25 protein-coding genes and 1 pseudogene are annotated in these 22,486 nt (G+C 36.4%); 20 read left to right on the top strand and 6 right to left on the bottom strand.

What is annotated here, in order from left to right:
- Window positions 1-129 precede the first annotated feature (129 nt).
- Window positions 130-1,329 (top strand): class I SAM-dependent rRNA methyltransferase, encoded by a 1,200-nt coding sequence (locus MKX37_RS22130; RefSeq protein ID WP_002067464.1) that lies wholly within the window; start codon window positions 130-132, stop codon window positions 1,327-1,329.
- A 43-nt stretch (window positions 1,330-1,372) separates the two neighbouring features.
- On the opposite strand, the gene MKX37_RS22125 is transcribed toward MKX37_RS22130, so the two are convergent.
- Together MKX37_RS22125 and MKX37_RS22120 are read right to left on the bottom strand one after the other, a co-directional pair.
- Window positions 1,373-1,567 (bottom strand): YwbE family protein, encoded by a 195-nt coding sequence (locus tag MKX37_RS22125; RefSeq protein ID WP_001014315.1) that lies wholly within the window; start codon window positions 1,565-1,567, stop codon window positions 1,373-1,375.
- Window positions 1,568-1,741, bottom strand: a complete 174-nt coding sequence (locus MKX37_RS22120) for a hypothetical protein (protein ID WP_002015431.1) — start codon at window positions 1,739-1,741, stop codon at window positions 1,568-1,570.
- 171 nt (window positions 1,742-1,912) lie between these two features.
- Between MKX37_RS22120 and MKX37_RS22115 the strand changes: the two genes are divergently transcribed.
- The 6 genes from MKX37_RS22115 (at window position 1,913) to MKX37_RS22090 (ending at window position 6,284) form a co-directional block, all read left to right on the top strand.
- Window positions 1,913-2,605 (top strand): response regulator transcription factor, encoded by a 693-nt coding sequence (locus MKX37_RS22115; protein WP_002184873.1) that lies wholly within the window; start codon window positions 1,913-1,915, stop codon window positions 2,603-2,605.
- 1 nt (window position 2,606) lies between these two features.
- Window positions 2,607-3,542 carry a HAMP domain-containing histidine kinase gene (locus tag MKX37_RS22110; RefSeq protein WP_002184875.1) on the top strand — a complete coding sequence of 312 codons (936 nt, stop codon included), beginning with the start codon at window positions 2,607-2,609 and terminating at the stop codon, window positions 3,540-3,542.
- Between the two features lie 125 nt (window positions 3,543-3,667).
- The gene (locus tag MKX37_RS22105) at window positions 3,668-4,591 is read left to right on the top strand and encodes an ABC transporter ATP-binding protein (protein WP_002184876.1); all 924 of its coding nucleotides are present in this window, start codon (window positions 3,668-3,670) and stop codon (window positions 4,589-4,591) included.
- A complete protein-coding gene (locus MKX37_RS22100) occupies window positions 4,584-4,745 on the top strand; it encodes a hypothetical protein (protein WP_002184877.1) in 162 nt (53 codons plus the stop codon). Before MKX37_RS22105 ends, MKX37_RS22100 begins: the two co-directional genes overlap by 8 nt.
- A gap of 34 nt (window positions 4,746-4,779) precedes the next feature.
- Window positions 4,780-5,484 carry an ABC transporter permease gene (locus MKX37_RS22095; RefSeq protein WP_002165013.1) on the top strand — a complete coding sequence of 235 codons (705 nt, stop codon included), beginning with the start codon at window positions 4,780-4,782 and terminating at the stop codon, window positions 5,482-5,484.
- A 104-nt stretch (window positions 5,485-5,588) separates the two neighbouring features.
- A complete protein-coding gene (locus tag MKX37_RS22090; RefSeq protein WP_002184878.1) occupies window positions 5,589-6,284 on the top strand; it encodes an ABC transporter permease in 696 nt (231 codons plus the stop codon).
- Between the two features lie 63 nt (window positions 6,285-6,347).
- Here MKX37_RS22090 and MKX37_RS22085 read toward each other — a convergent pair whose 3' ends face one another.
- Both MKX37_RS22085 and MKX37_RS22080 read right to left on the bottom strand, forming a co-directional pair.
- The gene (locus MKX37_RS22085; protein WP_002165015.1) at window positions 6,348-6,680 is read right to left on the bottom strand and encodes a YfjL-like protein; all 333 of its coding nucleotides are present in this window, start codon (window positions 6,678-6,680) and stop codon (window positions 6,348-6,350) included.
- A 134-nt stretch (window positions 6,681-6,814) separates the two neighbouring features.
- Window positions 6,815-7,318: a DinB family protein gene (locus tag MKX37_RS22080; protein ID WP_002015442.1), complete on the bottom strand. Its 504-nt coding sequence runs from the start codon at window positions 7,316-7,318 to the stop codon at window positions 6,815-6,817.
- A 185-nt stretch (window positions 7,319-7,503) separates the two neighbouring features.
- Here MKX37_RS22080 and MKX37_RS22075 point away from each other — a divergent pair, with 185 nt between their 5' ends.
- Together MKX37_RS22075 and MKX37_RS22070 are read left to right on the top strand one after the other, a co-directional pair.
- Entirely contained in the window at window positions 7,504-8,058 is a 555-nt protein-coding gene (locus tag MKX37_RS22075; protein ID WP_050001079.1) for a sigma-70 family RNA polymerase sigma factor, read from the top strand.
- Complete coding sequence (locus MKX37_RS22070; RefSeq protein WP_002165017.1) at window positions 8,051-8,722, top strand: hypothetical protein; 672 nt, start codon at window positions 8,051-8,053, stop codon at window positions 8,720-8,722. Before MKX37_RS22075 ends, MKX37_RS22070 begins: the two co-directional genes overlap by 8 nt.
- Window positions 8,723-8,762: 40 nt before the next feature.
- Here MKX37_RS22070 and MKX37_RS22065 read toward each other — a convergent pair.
- Window positions 8,763-9,176 (bottom strand): annotated as a pseudogene (locus MKX37_RS22065) (ABC transporter substrate-binding protein); the annotation flags it as partial.
- Between the two features lie 276 nt (window positions 9,177-9,452).
- Between MKX37_RS22065 and MKX37_RS22060 the strand changes: the two are divergent.
- The 8 genes from MKX37_RS22060 to uvrC all read left to right on the top strand — a co-directional run bounded on the left by MKX37_RS22060 (window position 9,453) and on the right by uvrC (window position 18,362).
- Window positions 9,453-10,670 carry a BclA C-terminal domain-containing protein gene (locus MKX37_RS22060; RefSeq protein ID WP_341089250.1) on the top strand — a complete coding sequence of 406 codons (1,218 nt, stop codon included), beginning with the start codon at window positions 9,453-9,455 and terminating at the stop codon, window positions 10,668-10,670.
- A gap of 193 nt (window positions 10,671-10,863) precedes the next feature.
- Complete coding sequence (locus tag MKX37_RS22055) at window positions 10,864-12,549, top strand: long-chain-fatty-acid--CoA ligase (protein ID WP_002167615.1); 1,686 nt, start codon at window positions 10,864-10,866, stop codon at window positions 12,547-12,549.
- Window positions 12,550-12,655: 106 nt separating this feature from the next.
- Window positions 12,656-13,243 (top strand): TetR/AcrR family transcriptional regulator, encoded by a 588-nt coding sequence (locus MKX37_RS22050; RefSeq protein ID WP_012261773.1) that lies wholly within the window; start codon window positions 12,656-12,658, stop codon window positions 13,241-13,243.
- An 11-nt stretch (window positions 13,244-13,254) separates the two neighbouring features.
- Window positions 13,255-14,031, top strand: a complete 777-nt coding sequence (locus tag MKX37_RS22045; RefSeq protein ID WP_002088868.1) for an enoyl-CoA hydratase — start codon at window positions 13,255-13,257, stop codon at window positions 14,029-14,031.
- A 78-nt stretch (window positions 14,032-14,109) separates the two neighbouring features.
- Window positions 14,110-14,883 carry an electron transfer flavoprotein subunit beta gene (gene etfB / locus MKX37_RS22040; RefSeq protein ID WP_002184882.1) on the top strand — a complete coding sequence of 258 codons (774 nt, stop codon included), beginning with the start codon at window positions 14,110-14,112 and terminating at the stop codon, window positions 14,881-14,883.
- Window positions 14,884-14,919: 36 nt separating this feature from the next.
- Window positions 14,920-15,897 (top strand): electron transfer flavoprotein subunit alpha, encoded by a 978-nt coding sequence (gene etfA, locus MKX37_RS22035; RefSeq protein WP_002015402.1) that lies wholly within the window; start codon window positions 14,920-14,922, stop codon window positions 15,895-15,897.
- A gap of 211 nt (window positions 15,898-16,108) precedes the next feature.
- Window positions 16,109-16,423, top strand: a complete 315-nt coding sequence (trxA, locus tag MKX37_RS22030) for a thioredoxin (RefSeq protein WP_000974757.1) — start codon at window positions 16,109-16,111, stop codon at window positions 16,421-16,423.
- A 154-nt stretch (window positions 16,424-16,577) separates the two neighbouring features.
- Window positions 16,578-18,362, top strand: a complete 1,785-nt coding sequence (uvrC, locus tag MKX37_RS22025) for an excinuclease ABC subunit C (protein WP_002129304.1) — start codon at window positions 16,578-16,580, stop codon at window positions 18,360-18,362.
- Between the two features lie 115 nt (window positions 18,363-18,477).
- Here uvrC and MKX37_RS22020 read toward each other — a convergent pair whose 3' ends face one another.
- Window positions 18,478-18,927, bottom strand: a complete 450-nt coding sequence (locus tag MKX37_RS22020) for a YslB family protein (RefSeq protein WP_002015405.1) — start codon at window positions 18,925-18,927, stop codon at window positions 18,478-18,480.
- Between the two features lie 309 nt (window positions 18,928-19,236).
- Here MKX37_RS22020 and sdhC point away from each other — a divergent pair, with 309 nt between their 5' ends.
- The 3 genes from sdhC to sdhB are packed head-to-tail and all read left to right on the top strand — an operon-like array spanning window position 19,237 to window position 22,424.
- Window positions 19,237-19,863, top strand: a complete 627-nt coding sequence (gene sdhC / locus MKX37_RS22015; RefSeq protein ID WP_002015407.1) for a succinate dehydrogenase cytochrome B558 — start codon at window positions 19,237-19,239, stop codon at window positions 19,861-19,863.
- A 13-nt stretch (window positions 19,864-19,876) separates the two neighbouring features.
- Entirely contained in the window at window positions 19,877-21,670 is a 1,794-nt protein-coding gene (gene sdhA / locus MKX37_RS22010; protein ID WP_078422019.1) for a succinate dehydrogenase flavoprotein subunit, read from the top strand.
- Window positions 21,663-22,424 carry a succinate dehydrogenase iron-sulfur subunit gene (gene sdhB / locus MKX37_RS22005; protein WP_002088861.1) on the top strand — a complete coding sequence of 254 codons (762 nt, stop codon included), beginning with the start codon at window positions 21,663-21,665 and terminating at the stop codon, window positions 22,422-22,424. Before sdhA ends, sdhB begins: the two co-directional genes overlap by 8 nt.
- Window positions 22,425-22,486: the final 62 nt, after the last annotated feature.

The raw sequence follows: 22,486 nt of genomic DNA, 5'->3' as shown, positions 1-22,486 counted from the left end.
GTGAGAGGATGAGCTAGTTGTACTAGCAAAGCAATAATATGGTATAGTGAAACGAGGCTTTTTTCAGCCTCGTTTTTTACATTGCTTCCTACTAATTAGAAAGCATTCAAATGGAAAGGAAGACATTACATGCGATCTGAAGTAACTATAAAAATAAAACCGAAGTTTATAAAAGAAATTAAAAGTGGATATCCACTTATTTTAAAAGATGCTATTCAAAATTTAAATGATGTACGTGAAGAAGGAACAATCATCAACGTAGTAGATGAGAAGAACCAATTCATCGGAAAAGGCTATTATGGAAAACAAAATAAAGGATATGGATGGATTTTAACGAGAAAAGAGAAAGAGCAAATTAATCAACCTTTCTTTGAAAGTAAAATCAAATCTGCTTTACATAAACGAAAAGATTTTTATAAATCAAATGATACAACAGCATTTCGTGCCCTGAATGGTGAGGGCGATGGCCTTGGTGGTTTAATCATCGATTATTATGACGGCTATTACGTAATAAGTTGGTATAGTGAAGGGGTTTATACTTTCCGCGATGAGATTATAGCAGCACTTCAAAAAGTAGCAAATTTCAAAGGGATTTATGAGAAAAAGCGTTTTGATACGAAAGGGAAATACATTGAAGGTGATGATTTTGTCGCAGGAGAGCGCGGTGAGTTCCCACTTATCGTAAAAGAGAACGGTGTAAACTTTGCTGTATATTTAAATGACGGGGCGATGGTTGGTGTGTTTTTAGATCAGCGTAACGTTCGAAAACAAATTCGTGATAAATATGCAAAAGGAAGAACGGTTTTAAATATGTTCTCTTATACTGGGGCTTTCTCTGTATTTGCAGCGCTTGGCGGTGCAAGTAAAACAACAAGTGTGGACCTTGCAAATCGTAGTTTAAGTAAAACGATTGAGCAGTTTAGTGTAAATGAAATTGATTATGAAGCACAAGATATTATTGTAGAAGATGTATTTCTGTATTTCAAATATGCAGCTAAGAAAAAGATGAAATTTGATATGGTTGTACTTGATCCCCCAAGCTTTGCACGCTCGAAAAAATATACGTTCAGTGCGGCGAAAGATTATAAAAACTTATTAAAAGAAACAATTGCCATTACAGAAAATAACGGTATTATCGTTGCTTCTACAAATTGTAGCGCATTCGATATGAAAAAGTTTAATGGCTTTATCGATACAGCATTTAAAGAAATGAACGGTAAATATAAAATATTAGAAGAACATTCTTTACCAGAAGATTTCCGTACAATTGATCAATTTAAAGAGGGAGACTATTTAAAAGTAGTTTTCATCGAAAAAATTAAAGGTTAATGAAAATAAGAAAAGGAGCTCAAGTTTAAATGAGCTCCTTTTCTTATTGAATGATATTTTGGACTCTGCCAACTTGCCCGTCCTGCAATCGTACTTTAATGCCGTGCGGATGAGAGGGTGAGTTAGTTAAAATATCTTTTACAATTCCTCTTGTTAGCTTGCCTGTACGTTGATCTTGTTTTAATACAATATCAACTTCAAGGCCTGATGAAATGTTAGATCGTTTTTGCCCGTTCATTTATACACCTGTACGTCTACGTTGGTTGTTTGTTTTCTTCGTTTGTTGGTTTTGTAATTTTTTCGTTTCTTGACTTTGACTTCCATTATTTGAGCCGTTTCCATTTCCTTGCTTTTTCTTTGCAAGTTGTTCGCGCATTAAATCAGCTAAGCTTACTTTTTTGTTTTCTGACATGATAAGTCTCCTTTATATAAAGTTAATTATGAACAATAGTAGTGAATTTCATCATATCATTGTTAGGGAAGGAAGGGAAGTTGGTTTGAAAATTCATATAATTCTTTCCAGTATTCATTCGTTACGATACAATTAAAATGTTAATGTTTGTAAAAAAAAGGGGATAGAAATATGTCACATCATATTTTATTAGTTGAAGATGATATCTCAATTCAGGAGATGGTTGAAACATATTTAATAAAAGAAGGCTTTCAAGTTACAATCGCATCTGACGGAGAAGAAGGAGTTACCGCATTTTTTAAAGGTTCATTTGATTTGATCATTCTCGATATTATGATGCCAAAGTTAGATGGCTTAGAGGTTGTGCGAATCATTCGAGAAAAAAGTGCCGTCCCAATTTTAATGATGTCGGCAAAAGATACAGATGTTGATAAAGCTGTTGGATTAGGACTTGGAGCAGATGATTACATTTGTAAGCCATTTTCTATGATTGAATTGGCTGCACGTGTAAAAGCGGGGATTCGGAGGTCTACGAAATATTCGGCTACAGAAACAACAGAAAAGAGGATTCAGATTGGTGATTTAACAATCGATCCAATTAATTTTACGGTTGAAAAAAATGGGAAGCATCTCAAACTTACGTTAAAAGAATTTGAGATTTTAAAACTGTTCTTAAAGAATCAAAATCGTGTATTTACAAAAGCACAAATATATACGTTAGTTTGGAATGAAGAGTATTACGGTGACGATAACGTTATTAATGTTCATATGAGAAGATTACGTGAGAAAATTGAAAGTGATCCATCTAATCCAGAATATATTAAAACATTATGGGGCATCGGCTATAAGTTGGAAGTGATGTAGTATGGTTGTATTTTTAACAGTGGTGATTATTATATTGCTTATCGTTATTTACGTGCAATATAAAATTAGAAAAAATAGTAGTAGGAATTTACGCTACACGTATGAGAAGTTAAATCGAATTGTAAAAGAACAAACTGGTGAGAAGCTATTAATTATGACAGATGATCTAGAATTGCAAAAGTTATTAGTGGCGATTAATCATTTATTAGATGCAAAACAGAAAACGAATGCAGATCATGCGAAAGTGGAAATTTCGATGAGAAAAATGCTTTCAAATATTTCACATGATTTGAAAACACCACTAACAGTTATTCTGGGATATACCGAAATGTTAAATAAGGATAAAACGATAAATGAGGAAGAGCAGCAAATATTACTCGAAAAGGTGCATGTAAAAACACTAGAAGTGATGGAACTGATTCATAAGTTTTTTGATTTAGCAAAATTAGAATCCGGTGACAAAGCAATCGAGATGACAAAAGTAAATATGAATGAAGTTTGCCGCGAGAAGATTTTATCTTTTTATGATTTAGTGACGACGAAAGGATTTCAAGTTCATATTGATATACCAGAAAGAAATATATTTGCACTTGGAAATGTAGAAGTATTAGGTAGAGTATTGAATAATTTAATATCCAATGCAATTACATATGGAGACGATGGAAAGACACTTGGTGTGACGTTAAGAGATGATGAAACGAGTGTGTATATAGATGTATGGGATACAGGAAAAGGAATTGATGAATCTCATATTGATAAAGTGTTTGAGCGTATGTACACACTTGAAGATTCCAGAAATAGATTGTACCAAGGGAGCGGTTTAGGGTTAACGATTACGAAAAGACTTGTGGAAGCGATGGATGGAAAAATACATCTTTCTAGTAAGCCGTATGAAAAAACAATTTTTACTGTTGTATTAAAAAAGATGCTGTTTTAGCTTGTAGAGAAGTAGATTCTACAAGCTTTTTTTCAGCGTAAGGAATTTGTAAGGAACGGGTAAGAAAAAAGAGAATTCCGTTGTCTATTATAGAAGTATAAGGTAGTGCGAAAGGAGATAGTGACATGACATATATATTAAAAACGAATCAGTTAACGAAAGTGTTTAAAGGGAAAGAAGTAATTTCTAGCGTTAACATGCATGTGAAAAAAGGAGAGATATACGGTTTCTTAGGGCCGAATGGTGCAGGTAAAACAACGATTATGAAAATGATTACAAATTTAATAAAACCGACGAGCGGTGATATTGAAATTTTCGGTGAGAAGTTAACAGACACATCTTATGAAGTATTAAAAAGAATGGGGACAATTATCGAATATCCAATCTTTTATGATAAATTAACGGCGAAGGAAAACTTAGAATTACATTGTGAATATATGGGGTATTACGATAAAAACGCAATTGATCATGCTTTAAATTTAGTAAAACTGCACGGTATAGATGATAAAAAAGTAAAAGATTTTTCATTAGGGATGAAGCAACGACTTGGTATTGCAAGGGCGATCATGACAAAGCCAGAACTACTCATTTTAGATGAACCGATTAATGGTTTAGATCCAATTGGTATTAAAGAGTTACGAGATTTATTTAAAATGCTTTGCAAAGAATATGGTATTACGTTATTAGTCTCTAGTCATATTTTAGGCGAGATGGAACTAATGGCAGATACAATCGGTATGATTCAAAATGGAAAGCTAATAAAAGAAGTTTCAATGAAGAGTATTAACGGAAAACAAACAGAGTACATTGAAATTACTGTTCCTGATGTGAAGCGTGCAGCTTATATTTTAGAAGATAAACTCGGTATAAAAAATTACAAAATAATGAGTGGAAATATGATTCGTGTGTATGATACGGCAGCGTCTCAGCAAGCTATTTCAAAAGCACTTATTATGAACGATGTAGAAATTGAAAGTATTAATAAGAAACATAGTTCCTTAGAAGAATATTTCTTAAATGTAATGGATGGAGAGGGCATTCATGCTTAATGGATTGTTAGTGAATCTAGTAAGTGGATTGATTGTAATGTTCATAAGTGGGATTTTATATTATAGAAAACCTGAGCGGAAATGGATTTTAATTTTATTAGTGATAGGAATGTTAAGCGTAGTTACTGCTGGAATTAGAATGTTAGTAGCGTAGAGGCAGTTATATAAGGAATGGAGGCATGGTTTACATGTTTAAATTAATGAAGCTTGAATGGAAGAAACATCAATTATCTAGTTATTTTAAAAGTGTAGCAATTTGTATTATAGCAATTTTCACCGTAGTAAACCTCATGGCGTTGGGAGCGAAAGACGAGGTAGATGGGCTATTCTCTGACTTCACGCAACAAATGGTTTTAATAAACACTGTTATTAGGATAACATTCATTATTTTTAGTTCGGTCATTTTATCACGTTTAATAATTGATGAGTATAAGAACAAAACAATACAACTATTGTTTATGTACCCACTGCAAAGAAAAATGCTAATGAGGGCGAAATTAACAATTGTTTTTTGTTTTTGTTTTGTGAGCACGATTATCGCTACTTTCAGTATTAGTTTACTCGTATATTTTGTGAGTCCAATGATGGGGCTGATTGAAACGCCAGCTACGATAGGTGAAATAATAGCTATCGTTCCAGCTACTTTTATAAATGCATTTATGATATCTGGTATAAGTTTAATTCCTTTATTTTTTGGGATGAGAAAGAAATCGACACCGACAACAATTACTTCTGCAGTAATAATTGGGATGCTAATTAGTAGTAACTTTGGTTCTGGAAACGGTCAAGTAAGTATGTTTAATTTTATCGCTATCCCAATAGTGCTCTGTTTATTAGGGATTTTTATTAGTTATCTTTCATATCGTAAAATCGACAAGATTGATGTGGCGTGAAGCAAGCTTAAAACAACAACGAACTGGGGTATGAATAGTGAAAAAAATAATAGTAATTGCAATTTTAAGTTAATTTCAGTGGCTTACATGAAAGGAGGACTATCATGCTACGTCTTATGAAGCTAGAATTGAGGAAGTTTAAGCTTGGATGGTATGTGAAGAGAGCGGTTATTGCAAATATCGTTATACTGGCACTACTAATCTTCGTTAGTATCGTTGCTCAAATAGAAGGGGATCCAAAAATAAGGGATCCGCAGATAATTTTGTCGATGGCTAGTGCGTTAGTAAGAGCAACATTTATTATTTTTGGTGGCGTACTAATAGCCAAGTTAATAATTGATGAATATAAAAGTAAAACAATACTACTCATGTTTTCTTATCCAATTAACCGAAAGAAAATGATGGCTAGTAAGTTGGCTATTACAGCGACATTAACATTTATAACAGTTATTTTATCGAACATTTTAGTAGTAGGAATTTTCTTTGGGATAGATAGTTATTTTTCAATTCTTCCTAATTCATTCACAGTAGATCAATTGATTCAAGAAGGGATAAATCTTATTCCTTTAGCCATTGCCACGGCAGGAATAAGCTTAATTCCTCTATATTTCGGGATGCGTAAACGTTCTGTGCCAGCTACAATCGTTTCTTCTATTATCGTTGTATTAATCGCAATTAATAACCCGCCCATATTTCCTATAGCGACGTTTCTTCCTCTTCAATTCACATTTGCAGCGATTGGAGTTGCGATTGCATATTACGGAATTAAAAATATAGAGAAGGAAGATATAACAGTATGACAAGAATACGTAAAAAAGAGTTGGCGTTATACCAACTCTTTTTTGTATATGTATGCTTCGTTACTACTCTGTAAATTTATAGTGTTTGCTTAAATACTCTTGCACTCCTGGAGAAATGTTAAAGTTATTAGAACCTTTATATTCGATAGTAAACTCTCCATCTTCAATTGTTTCAAAGGCGATTGCATAGCTATCCATTTTAGAATCGTAAGAAGTATTTTTGACTTCTGCATCTAGATCAAAGTATTTTGTAATATATTCTTTTGATTCCGTAACTGCTGTTTGTTTTCCCCAAGGGGTACCATAACTTGTGAAATAAAGAGATACACCGATAACTCCAATGATAGAAGTTAGTAAGAGAGTTCTTATTGTTATTTTTTTGTTTTTTGTATTCAATTTAGTTCCCTCCAATTAATATGAATTTATCTTAACGTATTTTCTCATAAAATACCATTTAGTAGAAAATAGTTTCACATGAAACAAGTTACAGAAAAAGACAAGGTGCATAAACACCTTGTCTTTTTCTGTCGTTACATTTGGGGAGCTTCCATTCCAGTAGCAGCCCATTCTTCTTTTGCAGGACCATAAACGCCAGGGACTGTTAAGCCAGCTTGACGCATTAAAACAGTCATCTGTCCGCGGTGGTGATTTTGATGATTGATGAGTGTCATTAAAAATATAGAATTCGGCATAGGACGACCAAAGAAGTTATTAATAGTAGCTAAGTCTTTATCGGTCCACTCACTTTGAAGTGCTTCAATAAAAGCCGTATTCACTTTGCGATACCCATCTGCAATTGTTTTTGCTGAAGTTGGTACAGGATAATCTTTCGTTTCTCCTTCAAACTTAAGTCCTGTCCCTGATAGCATAATAGGAAGTGCTGTAACGATATGCCAAGCGACTCTCCCTAAAGTCCAGTGCCCAGGTGCAATTTCTTGTGATAAAGATTCATCGGTTAATGCATCGAGCATCTTCTGAGTAGACTCAGCCTCGTATGTCCATGATGTTAAAAAATCTTCAATAGTTTGGTACATAGTTATCCCTCCTGTTTTTCGCTCGTATATTAAATTCGTGAGAGATAATATAATCCCTGTTTCATAAGCGATACTTAATTAAGCATTGCTACAATATAAAAATAATTAGAGAATATTTGTAAAAGTGTCAGAAAACCGCTCTATTCATTCGTATATATAATGAATAGAGAATGGAGTAAAGAGTGGTGATAAGGGTGAAGGATATAGAAATAGTAGAAGGTCTTCGAAAACAAGACATGTTAGCGTTACATACAGTCATTGATCAATATGGAGATTTAATTTATAAGGTGGTTCATAGTGTTTTAGATACGGCACAGAGTAAGGTGCTAGTGGATGAATGTGTTGACGATATTTTATTAATCGTTTGGTACAACATTAATAGTTATGATGAAAATCGTGGGAAGTTTAGAAATTGGCTTATATCTGTTGCGAAATTTAAAGCCATTGATTATAAACGAAAAAGTAATAAGGTCTATCAATTACAAGAGTTTCAGCAAGACATATATGTAGAAGGAAAAAATGTTAATTTAAAAAAAGAAGAGCTAGATTGTAATTTTTTCGTTTTGATTAAAGAATTGAACGAAGAAGATAAGAAAATTTTTATAAAAAGGTATTTAGATGAATATAGTGTACAAGAAATAGCGCTTGAGTTCGGTATGACACGAGATACGGTGTATAGCAGGCTTTCAAGAGGGAGAAAAAAATTGAAGAAGATGTTGGGAGGGAATAGGGATGAATAAAGAAAAGTTCCTTCAGGAATTAAATAATTTGCAGTATAGTGATGATTTTGTAGATGACGATATAAATGATGAAAAAATAGATGAAAAGAAAATAAATCGTACAAAAGAAGTTGTAACAAAAAAAATTTTAATGAAACGATGTCATGAGGTTGTAAAAGAAGGATTACAGGGAAGTGAAGAGATTTTATATAGTATGTTTGCTGAAAATCCTCGCGTGAAAAATTGGCAGACAGGAACAGCGATGAGCTTAGGGGTAGGCGTTCTTGCAATGAACTTCGGTATTAATAATATGCTAATCGTTACAAATGAACGATTGTACGTGTTTTTTGTCGATCGTTATTATAATGACGTTGATCTAAAGGTATGTTTATTAAATGAAATAGCTTCTATGAAAACAATATTAGACCGTAAAGGTGGTAGTGAATTTCTGTATATAAAGTATAAAAATAATAGAGAATACGTATTGTTAGGAAACGCTGATGATTACAGAGAGCTATTTCAAATAGTAGGTGGATTGAAAATGGCAAGCGGAATAGAACTAAGGTTACAGGATAAGAAATTAAAGAGACAGTTAACTTTAAAACGAAGTGTGTTTAATATAATCATGTATTCAATTGTTATATACTTTATTTACAAAGCTTATATTAATTTTATCCCGCATTAACGGACAGTAAAACCCCCACTGATTAAAGCTTCGCTTTTGCATCTGCAAAGTGATCGTTATTGCTTGTTGATGGATCGAACATAACTGTAGGAGCGATTTGCTCTAATTCGTTTTTAATTGCTTTACCACGGAATGAAGTTATGATAATTAAATCTGGTTTTAGACGGCTGATTTCCTCTAAGTTTGGTTGTTGAAGTGTCCCAACATCTACAACATCCTTACTCGGTTTTGTTTCTGTATTTACCCATGTATTATAATTCTTAATGTCTGCCATCCATACTGGCTGAACACCAAGTGCTAATAAGTCTTCTGAATATCCCCACTCAAGTACAACAACTTTTTTCGCTGATTTATCTAACTTCGTTTCCCCTTCAGCGTGTTTAATTGTTATAGCTTGATTTGTATTGTCCGCTTTTGTTTCTTTTTTCTCCTTTTTTTGTTGTTTGTATCTGATATACGATTTATACGAATTTTAATATATCGTATTGAAGTGCATACGTGTATCAAGGTTGAAGGAGCTGAAATTCCTTTAATGAGGAAGGCGAAAGTACAAGCGAAGGGAGAGCGTATTGCATGTAATATTTATTAGAATGTAAGGAAAAAAACTTTGTTTATAAAAGGTTTGTTCCAGAGCGGGTAGTTGATAAGGAAAATAAAAACTGATTTTTATTAGAAAGATATTTTTAATTAGTGGGCTTACTTAAAAAATCGAACACGAAGGAGGGTCAACATGTCTTTATGGAGTAATAATGCAAATGGATATTGTGGATGTAATAATCAAAATGGTGTGCATGTTGATTCATGCTGTTTTAGTTGCGATGGGACAGTTCCTAAGTTCGGTCCAACAGGCGAAACGGGAGCAACAGGAGCAACAGGAGCAACAGGAGCAACAGGAGCAACAGGAGCAACAGGAGCAACAGGAGCAACAGGAGCAACAGGAGCAACAGGAGCAACAGGAGCAACAGGAGCAACAGGAGCAACAGGAGCAACAGGAGCAACAGGAGCAACAGGAGCAACAGGAGCAACAGGAGCAACAGGAGCAACAGGAGCAACAGGAGCAACAGGAGCAACAGGAGCAACAGGAGCAACAGGAGCAACAGGAGCAACAGGAGCAACAGGCCCAACAGGAGCAACAGGCCCAACAGGAGCGACAGGTCCAACAGGAGCAACAGGAGCAACAGGAGCAACGGGAATAACGGGAGCAACAGGTTCAACGGGAGCAACAGGAGCAACAGGAGCAACAGGAGCAACAGGAGCAACAGGAGCAACAGGAGCAACAGGAGCAACAGGAGCAACAGGAGCAACAGGAGCAACAGGAGCAACAGGAGCAACAGGAGCAACAGGAGCAACAGGAGCAACAGGAGCAACAGGAGCAACAGGAGCAACAGGAGCAACAGGAGCAACAGGAGCAACAGGAGCAACAGGAGCAACAGGTGAAACAGGAGCGACGGGAGTAACGGGAGCAACAGGAGTAACGGGAGCAACAGGAGCAACGGGAGCAACAGGTGAAACAGGAGCGACGGGAGTAACAGGTACAAGTATCACGGCAACGTATGCATTTGCGAATAATACATCGGGTACGGCAATATCAGTATTACTTGGTGGGACAAATGTCCCACTTCCAAATAATCAGAATATCGGTCCAGGAATTACAGTGTCGGGGGGGAACACAGTATTTACGGCCGCAAATGCAGGGAATTATTATATTTCATATACAATTAATATAACGGCCTCATTATTAGTCAGTTCGCGAATTACAATTAATGGGGCACCGCTTGCTGGGACTATCAACTCTCCTGCATTAGCAACGACTTCATTTAGTGCAACAATTATTACGACTCTTGCAGCGGGGAGTGCAATTAGTTTGCAGTTGTTTGGATTGTTAGCTGTTGCCACGTTATCAACGACTACACCTGGTGCAGTTTTAACGATTATAAGATTAAGCTAAGTAACGTGAACTCTCTTATTCTTTTAAAATTAGGAGAGTTTCTACATATAATAAGAAGTTAAGGAAGTAAAGCATAGTTATAAAAAAGTCAGAATATTATGATTGTAACGATGTTACGACTATAATATAATGAAAACAACCATCATGAATGAACATTCATTTATTTTCACAAGTATTGGAAGGGGGAATGAGAGTGGAAAAACCTTGGTTGCAGAGTTATCCAGAGGAAATCCCAGGTACGATTTCATATGATATTCAGCCACTTCATGGATATTTAGAGAAAATGGCTGCTCGTTATCCAGAAAAGAAAGCGCTTCACTTTTTAGGTAAAGATGTTACATTTTCAGATTTCCATGACAAGGTAAAGAAATTTGCGAATTACCTTCAAAGGCTTGGTATTGAAAAAGGCGATAGAGTTGCGATTATGTTACCGAATTGTCCGCAATCTGTAATTGGTTATTATGGTACTTTGCTTGCGGGGGGGATTGTTGTACAAACGAATCCTCTTTATACAGAAAGAGAGCTTGAGTACCAACTTCATGACTCAGGGGCAAAAGTTATTCTTTGCCTGGATTTAGTGTTTCCGAGAGTTACTAATGTTCAAACGGCAACAAAGCTTGAGCATATTATCGTAACCCGTATTGCAGATTTTTTACCATTCCCTAAAAATTTACTTTATCCATTTGTACAAAAAAAGCAGGCAAATCTTGTTGTGAATGTGTCGGAAAGCGAAACGATTCATCTTTGGAAATCGGTAGAAAGAGAAAGTAATGCTGATGTTGAAGTTTCATGTGATCCTGAAAATGATCTAGCCCTTTTGCAGTATACAGGGGGAACGACAGGGTTTCCAAAAGGGGTTATGTTAACGCATAAAAACCTCGTTTCGAACACTTTAATGGGAGCGCATTGGTTATATAATTGTAAAGAAGGAGAAGAGGTAATTCTTGGTGTTCTTCCGTTTTTTCATGTGTACGGGATGACAGCTGTAATGAATTTAAGTATTATGCAAGGATATAAAATGGTGCTTATTCCGAAGTTTGATATGAAAATGGTTTTTGAAGCAATTAAGAAACATAAAGTTACACTATTTCCAGGAGCACCAACCATTTATATTGCTCTATTAAATAGTCCTCTTTTAAAAGAATATGATATTTCTTCAATTCAGGCTTGTATTAGTGGTTCTGCACCGCTTCCTGTAGAAGTGCAGGAGGAGTTTGAGAGAGTTACAGGTGGTAAATTAGTAGAGGGTTATGGATTAACGGAGTCATCACCAGTTACACATGGGAATTTTTTGTGGGAAAAGCGTGTGCCGGGAAGTATTGGGGTACCGTGGCCGGATACAGAGGCAATCATCATGTCACTTGAAACAGGAGATTCATTACCTCCAGGTGAAATTGGTGAAATTGTTGTAAAGGGCCCACAAATTATGAAAGGGTATTGGAATAAGCCAGAAGAAACGGCAGCTGTACTGCAAGATGGCTGGCTCCATACAGGTGATGTAGGATACATGGATGAGGATGGCTTTTTCTATGTGAAAGATCGTAAGAAAGATATGATCGTTGCTAGTGGCTTTAACGTATATCCTCGTGAAGTAGAAGAAGTGTTATATGAACACGAAAAGGTGCAAGAAGTGGTAACAATCGGTGTTCCTGATCCGTATCGAGGGGAAACTGTAAAAGCGTTTGTTGTTTTGAAAGAAGGCGCTGAGTGTTCTGAAGAAGAATTAGATCAGTTTGCACGTAAATATTTAGCAGCTTACAAAGTTCCGAAGGTATATGAGTTTAGAAGTGAGTTGCCGAAGACGACAGTCGGAAAAATTTTACGTCGTGTCCTAATAGATGAAGAGAAGAGAAAGAATGAGGATGAGCAAACGGGCTAAGGCCCTTTCTTTTTGAAAAAATAGGATTGACACTTTTCTAAATAGTCAGTATTATAAGAATATGAATGACTATTCATTCAGTCATCTTCTTGAAGGGGACAGTAAAGTGAAGAAAAATAGACCGAAATACAATCAGATTATTGATGCTGCAGTCATTGTGATTGCGGAGAATGGATACCATCAAGCGCAAGTTTCTAAAATTGCAAAGCAAGCTGGGGTAGCTGATGGCACGATTTATTTATATTTTAAAAATAAAGAAGATATATTAATATCCTTATTCCAAGAGAAGATGGGAGAATTTGTTGAAACAATTCGTCAAAAAATAGCAGGAATTGAAAGCGCTGTAGCGAAGTTATTCATGTTGGTAGAAACGCACTTCTTGCTGTTGTCACAAAATGATCCTCTTGCTATCGTTACGCAATTAGAGCTAAGGCAGTCCAATCAAGACTTGCGCCTTAAAATAAATGAAGTATTAAAAGGCTACTTACAAGTTATGGATGAGATTTTAGAGACAGGTATAAAGCAAGGTGAATTTCAGGCGGATTTAAACGTTCGCGTGGCAAGACAAATGATCTTTGGAACAGTAGATGAAGTTGTGACCAATTGGGTAATGAGCGATCATAAGTATGATCTGGTCGCACTTTCAAAAACGGTACATGGGCTACTTATTGCAGCTTGTGGTTATCGTCAATAATGGGAGGGATCATGTTGAAATTCCTATCTGTAAAAGTTGAAGATCATATCGCGGTGGCGACGTTAAATCATGCGCCAGCTAATGCGATGTCTTCACAAGTTATGCATGATGTTACTGAATTAATCGATCAAGTGGAAAAGGATGATAACATTCGTGTTGTTGTTTTACATGGTGAAGGACGCTTCTTCTCAGCAGGGGCAGATATTAAAGAATTTACATCTGTTACTGAAGCGAAGCAAGCAACAGAGTTAGCACAGCTTGGACAAGTTACGTTTGAGCGTGTTGAAAAATGCTCAAAACCAGTTATTGCGGCAATTCATGGAGCGGCACTTGGCGGCGGCCTTGAGTTTGCTATGTCTTGCCACATGCGCTTTGTAACTGAAAGTACAAAGCTTGGTTTACCTGAATTAACACTTGGATTAATTCCTGGTTTTGCAGGTACACAGCGCTTACCACGTTATGTTGGTAAAGCGAAAGCTTGTGAAATGATGTTAACAAGTACACCAATTACTGGTGCAGAAGCATTACAATGGGGACTTGTTAACGGAGTGTTTTCTGAAGAATCCATTTTAGAAGATACGCTTAAAATTGCAAAACAGATTGCTGGAAAAAGCCCAGCAACAACTCGTGCTGTGCTAGAGTTATTACAAACGACAAAATCGTCTCATTATTATGAAGGTGTACAGCGTGAATCACAGATTTTTGGTGAAGTATTTACGAGTGAAGATGGAAGAGAAGGCGTAGCAGCGTTTTTAGAAAAACGTAAGCCTTCATTTAGTGGTAGGTAGTCCAATTATTTTTTTAATAAAAATTAACAGAATTTTAAAATTGATAGAATCTTTCTGAAAAATAAGGGGGTAAATGGAATGAACATCTACGTACTCATGAAACGAACATTTGATACAGAAGAAAAAATCGTAATTAAAAACGGTGCAATTTACGATGGCGAAGCGGAATTCATCATCAACCCTTACGATGAATATGCGATTGAAGAAGCGATTCAAGTAAGAGATGCACAAGGTGGAGAAGTTACTGTTATAACAGTTGGTGGCGAGGATAGTGAAAAAGAACTTCGCACAGCATTAGCGATGGGCTGCGATAAAGCGGTACTAATTAACATTGAAGATGATGTTGAGAATGGTGACCAATTTACAACAGCAAAAGTGCTTGCTGAATATTTAAAAGATAAAGATGCAGATTTAATTTTAGGCGGAAACGTTGCGATTGACGGTGCATCTGGACAAGTTGGTCCACGCGTAGCTGAAGCGTTAAATATTCCGTACGTAACGACAATTACAAAACTTGAGATTGACGGTACAAACGTGAAGATTGAGCGTGACGTTGAAGGTGATACAGAAGTTATTGAAACGTCATTACCAGTTTTAGTAACGGCACAACAAGGTTTAAACGAACCGCGTTATCCATCGCTTCCAGGTATTATGAAAGCGAAGAAAAAGCCACTAGAAGAAGTAGAATTAGATGATTTAGATCTAGAAGAAGATGATGTGGAAGCAAAAACAAAAACAATTGAAATCTATTTGCCTCCTAAGAAAGATGCAGGAAAAGTGTTACAAGGCGAGCTGCAAGATCAAGTAAAAGAACTTGTATCGTTGCTCCATACAGAAGCGAAAGTAATCTAATAAAATACGAAATTATATATGCAGGAGGGAAAATCTATGGCTCGTAAAGTATTAGTAATGGGTGAAGTTCGTGATGGATCGCTACGTAACGTTTCGTTTGAAGCGGTAGCAGCAGCAAAAACAATTGCAGAAGGCGGTGAAGTGGTAGGTCTTCTAGTTGGAGACAGCGTTGCCTCTTTTGCAAATGAATTGATTCATTACGGTGCAGATCGCGTTGTGACAGTTGAAAATGATAAATTAAAATCATATACATCTGATGGATATGCACAAGCGTTTTTAGCTGTATATGCTGAAGAAAAGCCAGAAGGCATTGTATTTGGACATACGGCACTTGGTAAAGATTTATCACCAAAATTAGCAGCGAAATTAGAAGCTGGTTTAATTTCTGACGTAACGGCTTTAGAAGTTGAAGGTGGAAATGTTATCTTCACTCGTCCGATTTACTCTGGTAAAGCATTTGAGAAGAAGATCGTAACAGATGGTATATTATTTGCGACAGTGCGTCCAAATAACATTGCAACTCTTGAAAAAGACGAGTCTCGCACAGCTGACGTGTCTTCTATTACAGTTGATGTGAAAGATTTACGTACAATCATTCAAGATGTTGTCCGTAAAACTGCAGAAGGTGTTGATCTTTCTGAAGCGAAAGTTATTATAGCTGGTGGACGTGGTGTGAAGAGTGAAGAAGGATTTAAACCGTTAAAAGAATTAGCTGACGTACTAGGCGGCGCTGTTGGAGCATCTCGTGGTGCTTGTGATGCTGAGTACTGTGATTATTCATTACAAATTGGTCAAACAGGTAAAGTTGTTACACCAGACCTATACATTGCATGCGGGATTTCTGGTGCGATTCAGCATTTAGCTGGTATGTCTAATTCAAAAATAATTGTTGCGATTAATAAAGATCCAGAAGCTAGTATCTTCAAAGTAGCTGACTATGGTATTGTCGGTGATCTGTTTGAAGTATTACCTCTTTTAACAGAAGAGTTTAAAAAGTTAAAAGTACATTCATGATTTGAGTACCCTTGAGTTCCAAGTGAAGTACCCCTATATATAGAAAAAGATGAGAGATCCCCTGTCTCTCATCTTTTTAGTATTTCATCCATATTTTTATATAGTATAAAGGAACATTTTTTTGTTACAATACATAACGATACATAATATTCGCCACGTATAAAAGTTAATGATATACTCTTGGTAGAATATACTTGAAGGAGGAAATAAAATGGCAATTATAAATGCAAATGACCAAAGCTTCGCAGCTGAAACTAGCGAAGGTGTTGTACTATTAGATTTCTGGGCGCCTTGGTGCGGACCTTGTAAAATGATCGCTCCTGTATTAGAGGAAATCGATTCAGAGTTAGGCGAGAAAGTAAAAGTAGTAAAAGTGGACGTTGATGAAAACCAAGAAACTGCTCGTCAATTCGAAGTAATGAGCATTCCAGCTCTTTTCGTATTAAAAGACGGTAAAGTGGTTGATCAAGCGTTAGGATATAAACCGAAAGAAGCGTTAGTAGAATTAGTTTCTAAACACTTCTAAAATAAAGAAGCTACCATTTGGTAGCTTTTTTTATTTTCTTTTTTACAACCTTTCCGTTACAATAAAAGAACGTATGTTGGGTGTTTTGGCATAGTATGTTTTTATGTGAAAATAAAAATGATAAGCATAAGCATGTAGAAATGGAGGGAGACGAGTGCACGAGCATTTAAAAGAGAAGTTAGCAATTTTGCCCGATCAACCTGGTTGTTATTTAATGAAGGATAAGCAGGGAACGGTTATATATGTCGGAAAAGCAAAGGTACTCAAAAATCGTGTGCGCTCGTACTTTACTGGTTCGCATGATGGGAAAACACTTCGGCTTGTTGGAGAAATTGTTGATTTTGAATATATTGTGACTTCCTCAAATTTGGAGGCTCTTATTTTAGAGTTAAATTTAATAAAAAAATATGATCCAAAATATAATATTCAATTAAAAGATGATAAAACATATCCTTTCATTAAAATTACAGCTGAAAAACAGCCGCGCTTACTCATTACGCGAAATGTAAAAAAGGATAAAGGAAAGTACTTTGGACCTTATCCAAATGCGCAATCGGCACATGAAACAAAGAAATTATTAGATCGTATGTATCCACTTCGTAAATGTTCAAATATGCCAGATAAAGTTTGCTTGTATTATCATATGGGTCAATGTTTAGCACCTTGTGTGAAAGAAGTAACGGATGAGCAAAACAAAGAAATTGTTGATGAAATTATTAAATTCTTAAACGGTGGGCATAAAGAAATTCGTTCAGAATTAGAAACGAAGATGTATGAGGCTTCAGAAAAGCTAGAATTTGAACGGGCGAAAGAGTTGCGAGATCAAATTGCTCATATTGATGCAATTATGGAAAAGCAAAAGATGATTATGAGTGATTTAGTGGATCGTGATGTGTTTGGATATGCAGTTGATAAAGGGTGGATGTGTGTTCAAGTTTTCTTCGTTCGAAAAGGAAAGCTAATTGAACGTGATGTTTCTATGTTCCCGATTTATGATGAACCAGAAGAGGGATTTTTAACTTTTATCGGTCAATTTTATGAAAACAGTAGTCATTTCAAGCCGAAGGAAATTGTTGTTCCAGGAAGTATAGATTCAGAATTAGTAGAGCGCTTTTTAGAAGTTGAAGCGACACAGCCGAAGCGTGGGAAGAAAAAAGACCTTGTAGAATTAGCAAATAAAAACGCAAAAATTGCACTAGAAGAGAAATTTCACTTAATTGAACGTGATGAAGAGCGGACGGTTAAAGCCATTGATAATTTAGGGAAGCAGCTGGGCATTGAAACCCCATATCGTATTGAAGCGTTTGATAACTCGAATATTCAAGGGACAAATCCCGTTTCCGCAATGATTGCTTTTATCGATGGGAAACCAGCGAAGAAAGAATATCGGAAATATAAAATTAAAACGGTTCAAGGTCCTGATGATTACGAATCTATGAGGGAAGTTGTAAGACGCCGTTATACGAGGGCGCTTAAAGAGAATTTACCTTTACCAGATTTAATCATTATTGATGGTGGAAAAGGCCATCTGGCCGCTACAAGTGATGTTCTGGAGAACGAACTCGGTTTATATATTCCGATGGCAGGGCTTGTAAAAGATGACAAACATAAAACCTCCCATTTAATTATTGGAGATCCACCTGAACCTGTGATGCTTGAGAGGAATAGCCAAGAATTTTATTTATTGCAACGCATTCAAGATGAAGTGCATAGATTTGCAATTACATTCCATCGCCAGTTGCACGGGAAATCGGTCATTCAATCAGCATTGGATGATATTCCAGGAATCGGCGATAAACGAAAAAAGGTATTGTTAAAACATTTTGGCTCGTTAAAAAAGATGAAAGAAGCTTCCATAGCTGAATTTGTCGAAGCAGGTATGCCGAAAAATGTTGCAGAGATGATATATACTTATTTAACAGATAAGAAGACGTTGTAGTTTACAACGTCTTCTGTTTTTTGGTATAATTTCTGAAGATTTAAAATAAAATCATCTGAATGAATATACAAAAAAGTCAACTAAACTTATATGTCTAGTTGACTGTAGGTAGATGCTACACTTCAATGAGATCTTTTATATCCCATTTAACAAGAAATGTAATAGAGTCTGAACGCTTTTTCTGTTCCTCATAGGACTCTGCAACGACGTTTCTTTGTCTTTGAATTTGCTCGGCGATAAATCCAGCTTCTAATTGATAAGATGAATGTCTTTTTTGTTTTTGACGCTCAGTAATAAGTGTACCTTTAAGTTGAAACTGCATTTCACGACGTTTATGTTCAATGATGCTTAAAGTGCCCCAACCAGCTTTTTCAAAAAACTGAATGACTTCTTCAATTGTTTCTAGCGGATATTTTCTCGCAAGGTTTCTACCGGCCCAGTATAAAATACCATCTAAATCGTTACCAATTAAATCAGGTAGTAATTCTTCACGTAGCAATTCATAAGCGAAGGCGTTCAATGAAACATCTTCTAAAGATGTTATATCGATTGTATTTTTGCTCACAATATTCCCCTCTTTCTATAGGGATTATTATATAACATTTTTCATTTATAAAAATAGATTTTTCTTTGGGGAAATCTGAATATATAAGAAAAAAAAAGAATTGGCAAATTATATGCAAATTATGTGCAAATTATGTATACGTTTTCTTGACGCTTCGACAAAAATAGGGGTAAAATGAACTTGTTATCAAATTATGCTGAAATATTTCGAATAATTTTTTCAGTTTTTCTTATGCCAATAGTGAAAAAACATTATTGTTGTAAATTAATCTGAAAACAGCAGTCAAACATTCAAGGGGGTAATGGGGACATGAAAGGCCGCGAGTATACGTTTCGTAAGTGGCACTCATTAATGGGGGTCATTCCGGTTGGTGTCTTTTTGACGCAACATTTAATTGTAAACAACTTTGCAACAAGAGGAGCAGAGGCTTTTAACAAAGCTGCAGGCTTTATGGAGCTCCTTCCATTCCGGTATGCGCTAGAAATTTTCATCATCTTTTTACCTATACTGTACCATGCTATATATGGCTTATATATTGCATTTACAGCTAAGAACAATGCGGTATCTTACGGCTATTTCCGTAACTGGATGTTCGTCTTCCAACGAATTTCAGGTATCGTTACGCTGATCTTCATTTCTTGGCACGTCTGGGAAACTCGTATTCAAGCATTGTTAGGTAAAGAGGTAAACTATGATATGATGGCAGATATTTTAAACAACCCATTTATGTTTGGTTTCTATTTAGTTGGTGTTGTTTCAACAATTTTCCACTTTGCAAATGGACTATGGACATTCTGTATAAGCTGGGGAATTACAGTATCTCCACGTTCACAAAGAATCTCTACTTATGTAACATTAGCTATTTTCTTAGGTCTATCTTATGTAGGTGTGAGTGCATTATTAGCGTTCATCGATCCACAGCTAGCAAACCAGTAAGGAGTGGGAGAGCATGAAAGGGAAACTTATAGTAGTCGGCGGTGGCTTGGCCGGCTTAATGGCAACGATTAAAGCGGCAGAAGCAGGAGTAAATGTTGAACTATTTTCTTTAGTACCAGTAAAACGTTCACATTCTGTATGTGCCCAAGGTGGAATTAACGGTGCCGTAAATACAAAAGGTGAAGGGGATTCTCCATGGATCCACTTTGACGATACAATTTATGGTGGGGACTTCTTAGCGAACCAACCACCAGTTAAAGCGATGTGTGATGCAGCACCTGGTATTATTCATTTAATGGACCGCATGGGTGTTATGTTCAACCGTACGGAAGAAGGACTTCTGGATTTCCGTCGTTTCGGTGGAACACAACATCACCGTACAGCATTTGCTGGCGCAACAACTGGTCAACAATTACTATATGCATTAGATGAGCAAGTACGTCGTCATGAAGTAGCAGGACTTGTAACGAAATATGAAGGTTGGGATTTCTTACGAGCTGTTGTAGATGATGAAGGTGTGTGCCGAGGAATCGTCGCGCAAGACTTACAAACTATGGAGGTAAAAAGTTTCCAAGCTGATGCCGTGATTATGGCAACAGGGGGCCCTGGTATCATCTTTGGAAAATCAACAAACTCTATTATTAATACAGGTACAGCAGCGTCTGCTGTATATCAACAAGGTGCATATTATGCGAACGGTGAGTTCATTCAAATTCATCCAACGGCAATTCCTGGAGACGATAAGTTACGTCTTATGAGTGAATCTGCACGTGGTGAAGGTGGACGTGTTTGGACGTATAAAGATGGTAAGCCATGGTACTTCTTAGAAGAAAAATATCCAGCTTACGGAAACCTTGTACCTCGTGATATTGCAACGCGTGAAATCTTTGATGTTTGCGTAGAGCAAAAGCTAGGTATTAACGGTGAAAACATGGTGTACTTAGATCTTTCTCATAAAGATCCGAAAGAACTAGATATTAAACTTGGTGGAATTATTGAAATCTATGAGAAATTTACAGGTGATGATCCTCGTAAACTACCAATGAAAATCTTCCCAGCAGTTCACTATTCAATGGGCGGATTATGGGTTGATTATAAGCAAATGACAAGTATTCCAGGTTTATTTGCAGCAGGTGAGTGTGATTATTCTATGCACGGTGGTAACCGCCTTGGTGCGAACTCATTATTATCAGCAATTTACGGTGGTATGGTAGCAGGACCGAACGCAATTGAGTATATGAAAGGTCTTTCTAAATCATCTGATGCTGTTTCATCTACTGTATATGAGCAAAATGAATTAATTGAAACAGAGAAATTTAACAATATTTTAATGCTTGATGGTAACGAAAATGCATATGTTCTTCATAAAGAGCTTGGAGAATGGATGACAGATAACGTTACAGTAGTTCGTGAAAATAAAAAGTTACTAGAAACTGATGCGAAAATTGAAGAGTTAATGGCGCGTTACAAACGCATTAACATTAACGATACAGCAAGATGGAGTAACCAGGGTGCTTCATTTACACGCCAACTTGCAAATATGTTCGAGTTAGCACGTGTTATTACAATTGGCGCATATAACCGTAATGAAAGCCGCGGAGCGCATTACAAACCAGAATTCCCAAATCGTGATGATGCAAACTTCTTAAAAACTACGATGGCGAAATTTGAGGGAGAAGGAAAGGCACCAGCATTCCATTACGAAGAAGTGGATGTTTCATTAATTAAACCACGTAAACGTGACTATTCCTCAAAACATGATGTAGCTGCTAAGGGTGAAGAGAAGGGGGATAAACAACATGTCTGAGAAAACAATCCGCCTCATCATTACGAGACAAGATGGCCCAGATGCACAAGAGTTTGACCAAGAGTTTGAAATTCCATATCGTCCTAATATGAATATTATTTCGGCGCTTATGGAAATTCGCCGTAATCCTGTCGACTCAAAAGGGAACCAAACAACTCCGATTGCATGGGATATGAACTGCTTAGAGGAAGTATGTGGAGCATGTTCGATGGTGATTAACGGAAAACCACGTCAATCATGTACAGCCCTTATTGACCAGTTAGAGCAACCAATTCGCTTAAAGCCGATGAAGACATTCCCGATTGTACGTGATTTACAAGTTGACCGTAGCCGTATGTTTAACGCGTTAAAACGTGTTAAAGCTTGGATTCCAATCGACGGTACGTACGACCTAGGACCAGGTCCAAGAATGCCAGAGAAAAAGCGTCAATGGGCATATGAACTTTCGAAATGTATGACATGTGGTGTTTGCTTAGAGTCATGTCCGAACGTAAACAGTAAGTCTGACTTTATTGGTCCAGCACCGCTTTCACAAGCACGTTTATTTAACTCGCATCCAACTGGTGAAATGCATAAAGCAGATCGCTTACGTGCAATTATGGGTGATGGAGGACTTGCAAACTGTGGTAACTCTCAAAACTGTGTGCAATCATGTCCGAAAGGTATTCCATTAACAACTTCAATTGCAGCATTAAACCGTGATACAACAATTCAATCGTTCAAAGATTTCTTTGGTAGCGACAATAACTATTAATAAATATTGCCTCTTCATGTTGAAGAGGCAATATTTATAACTTTATATTTCTGTTTATTCAG

This window comes from Bacillus sp. FSL R5-0709 (assembly GCF_038004785.1).
Lineage (GTDB): Bacteria > Bacillota > Bacilli > Bacillales > Bacillaceae_G > Bacillus_A > Bacillus_A mycoides.
Note: the sequence above shows the minus strand (reverse complement) of the source record. Positions and strands in the feature narration are given on the sequence as shown.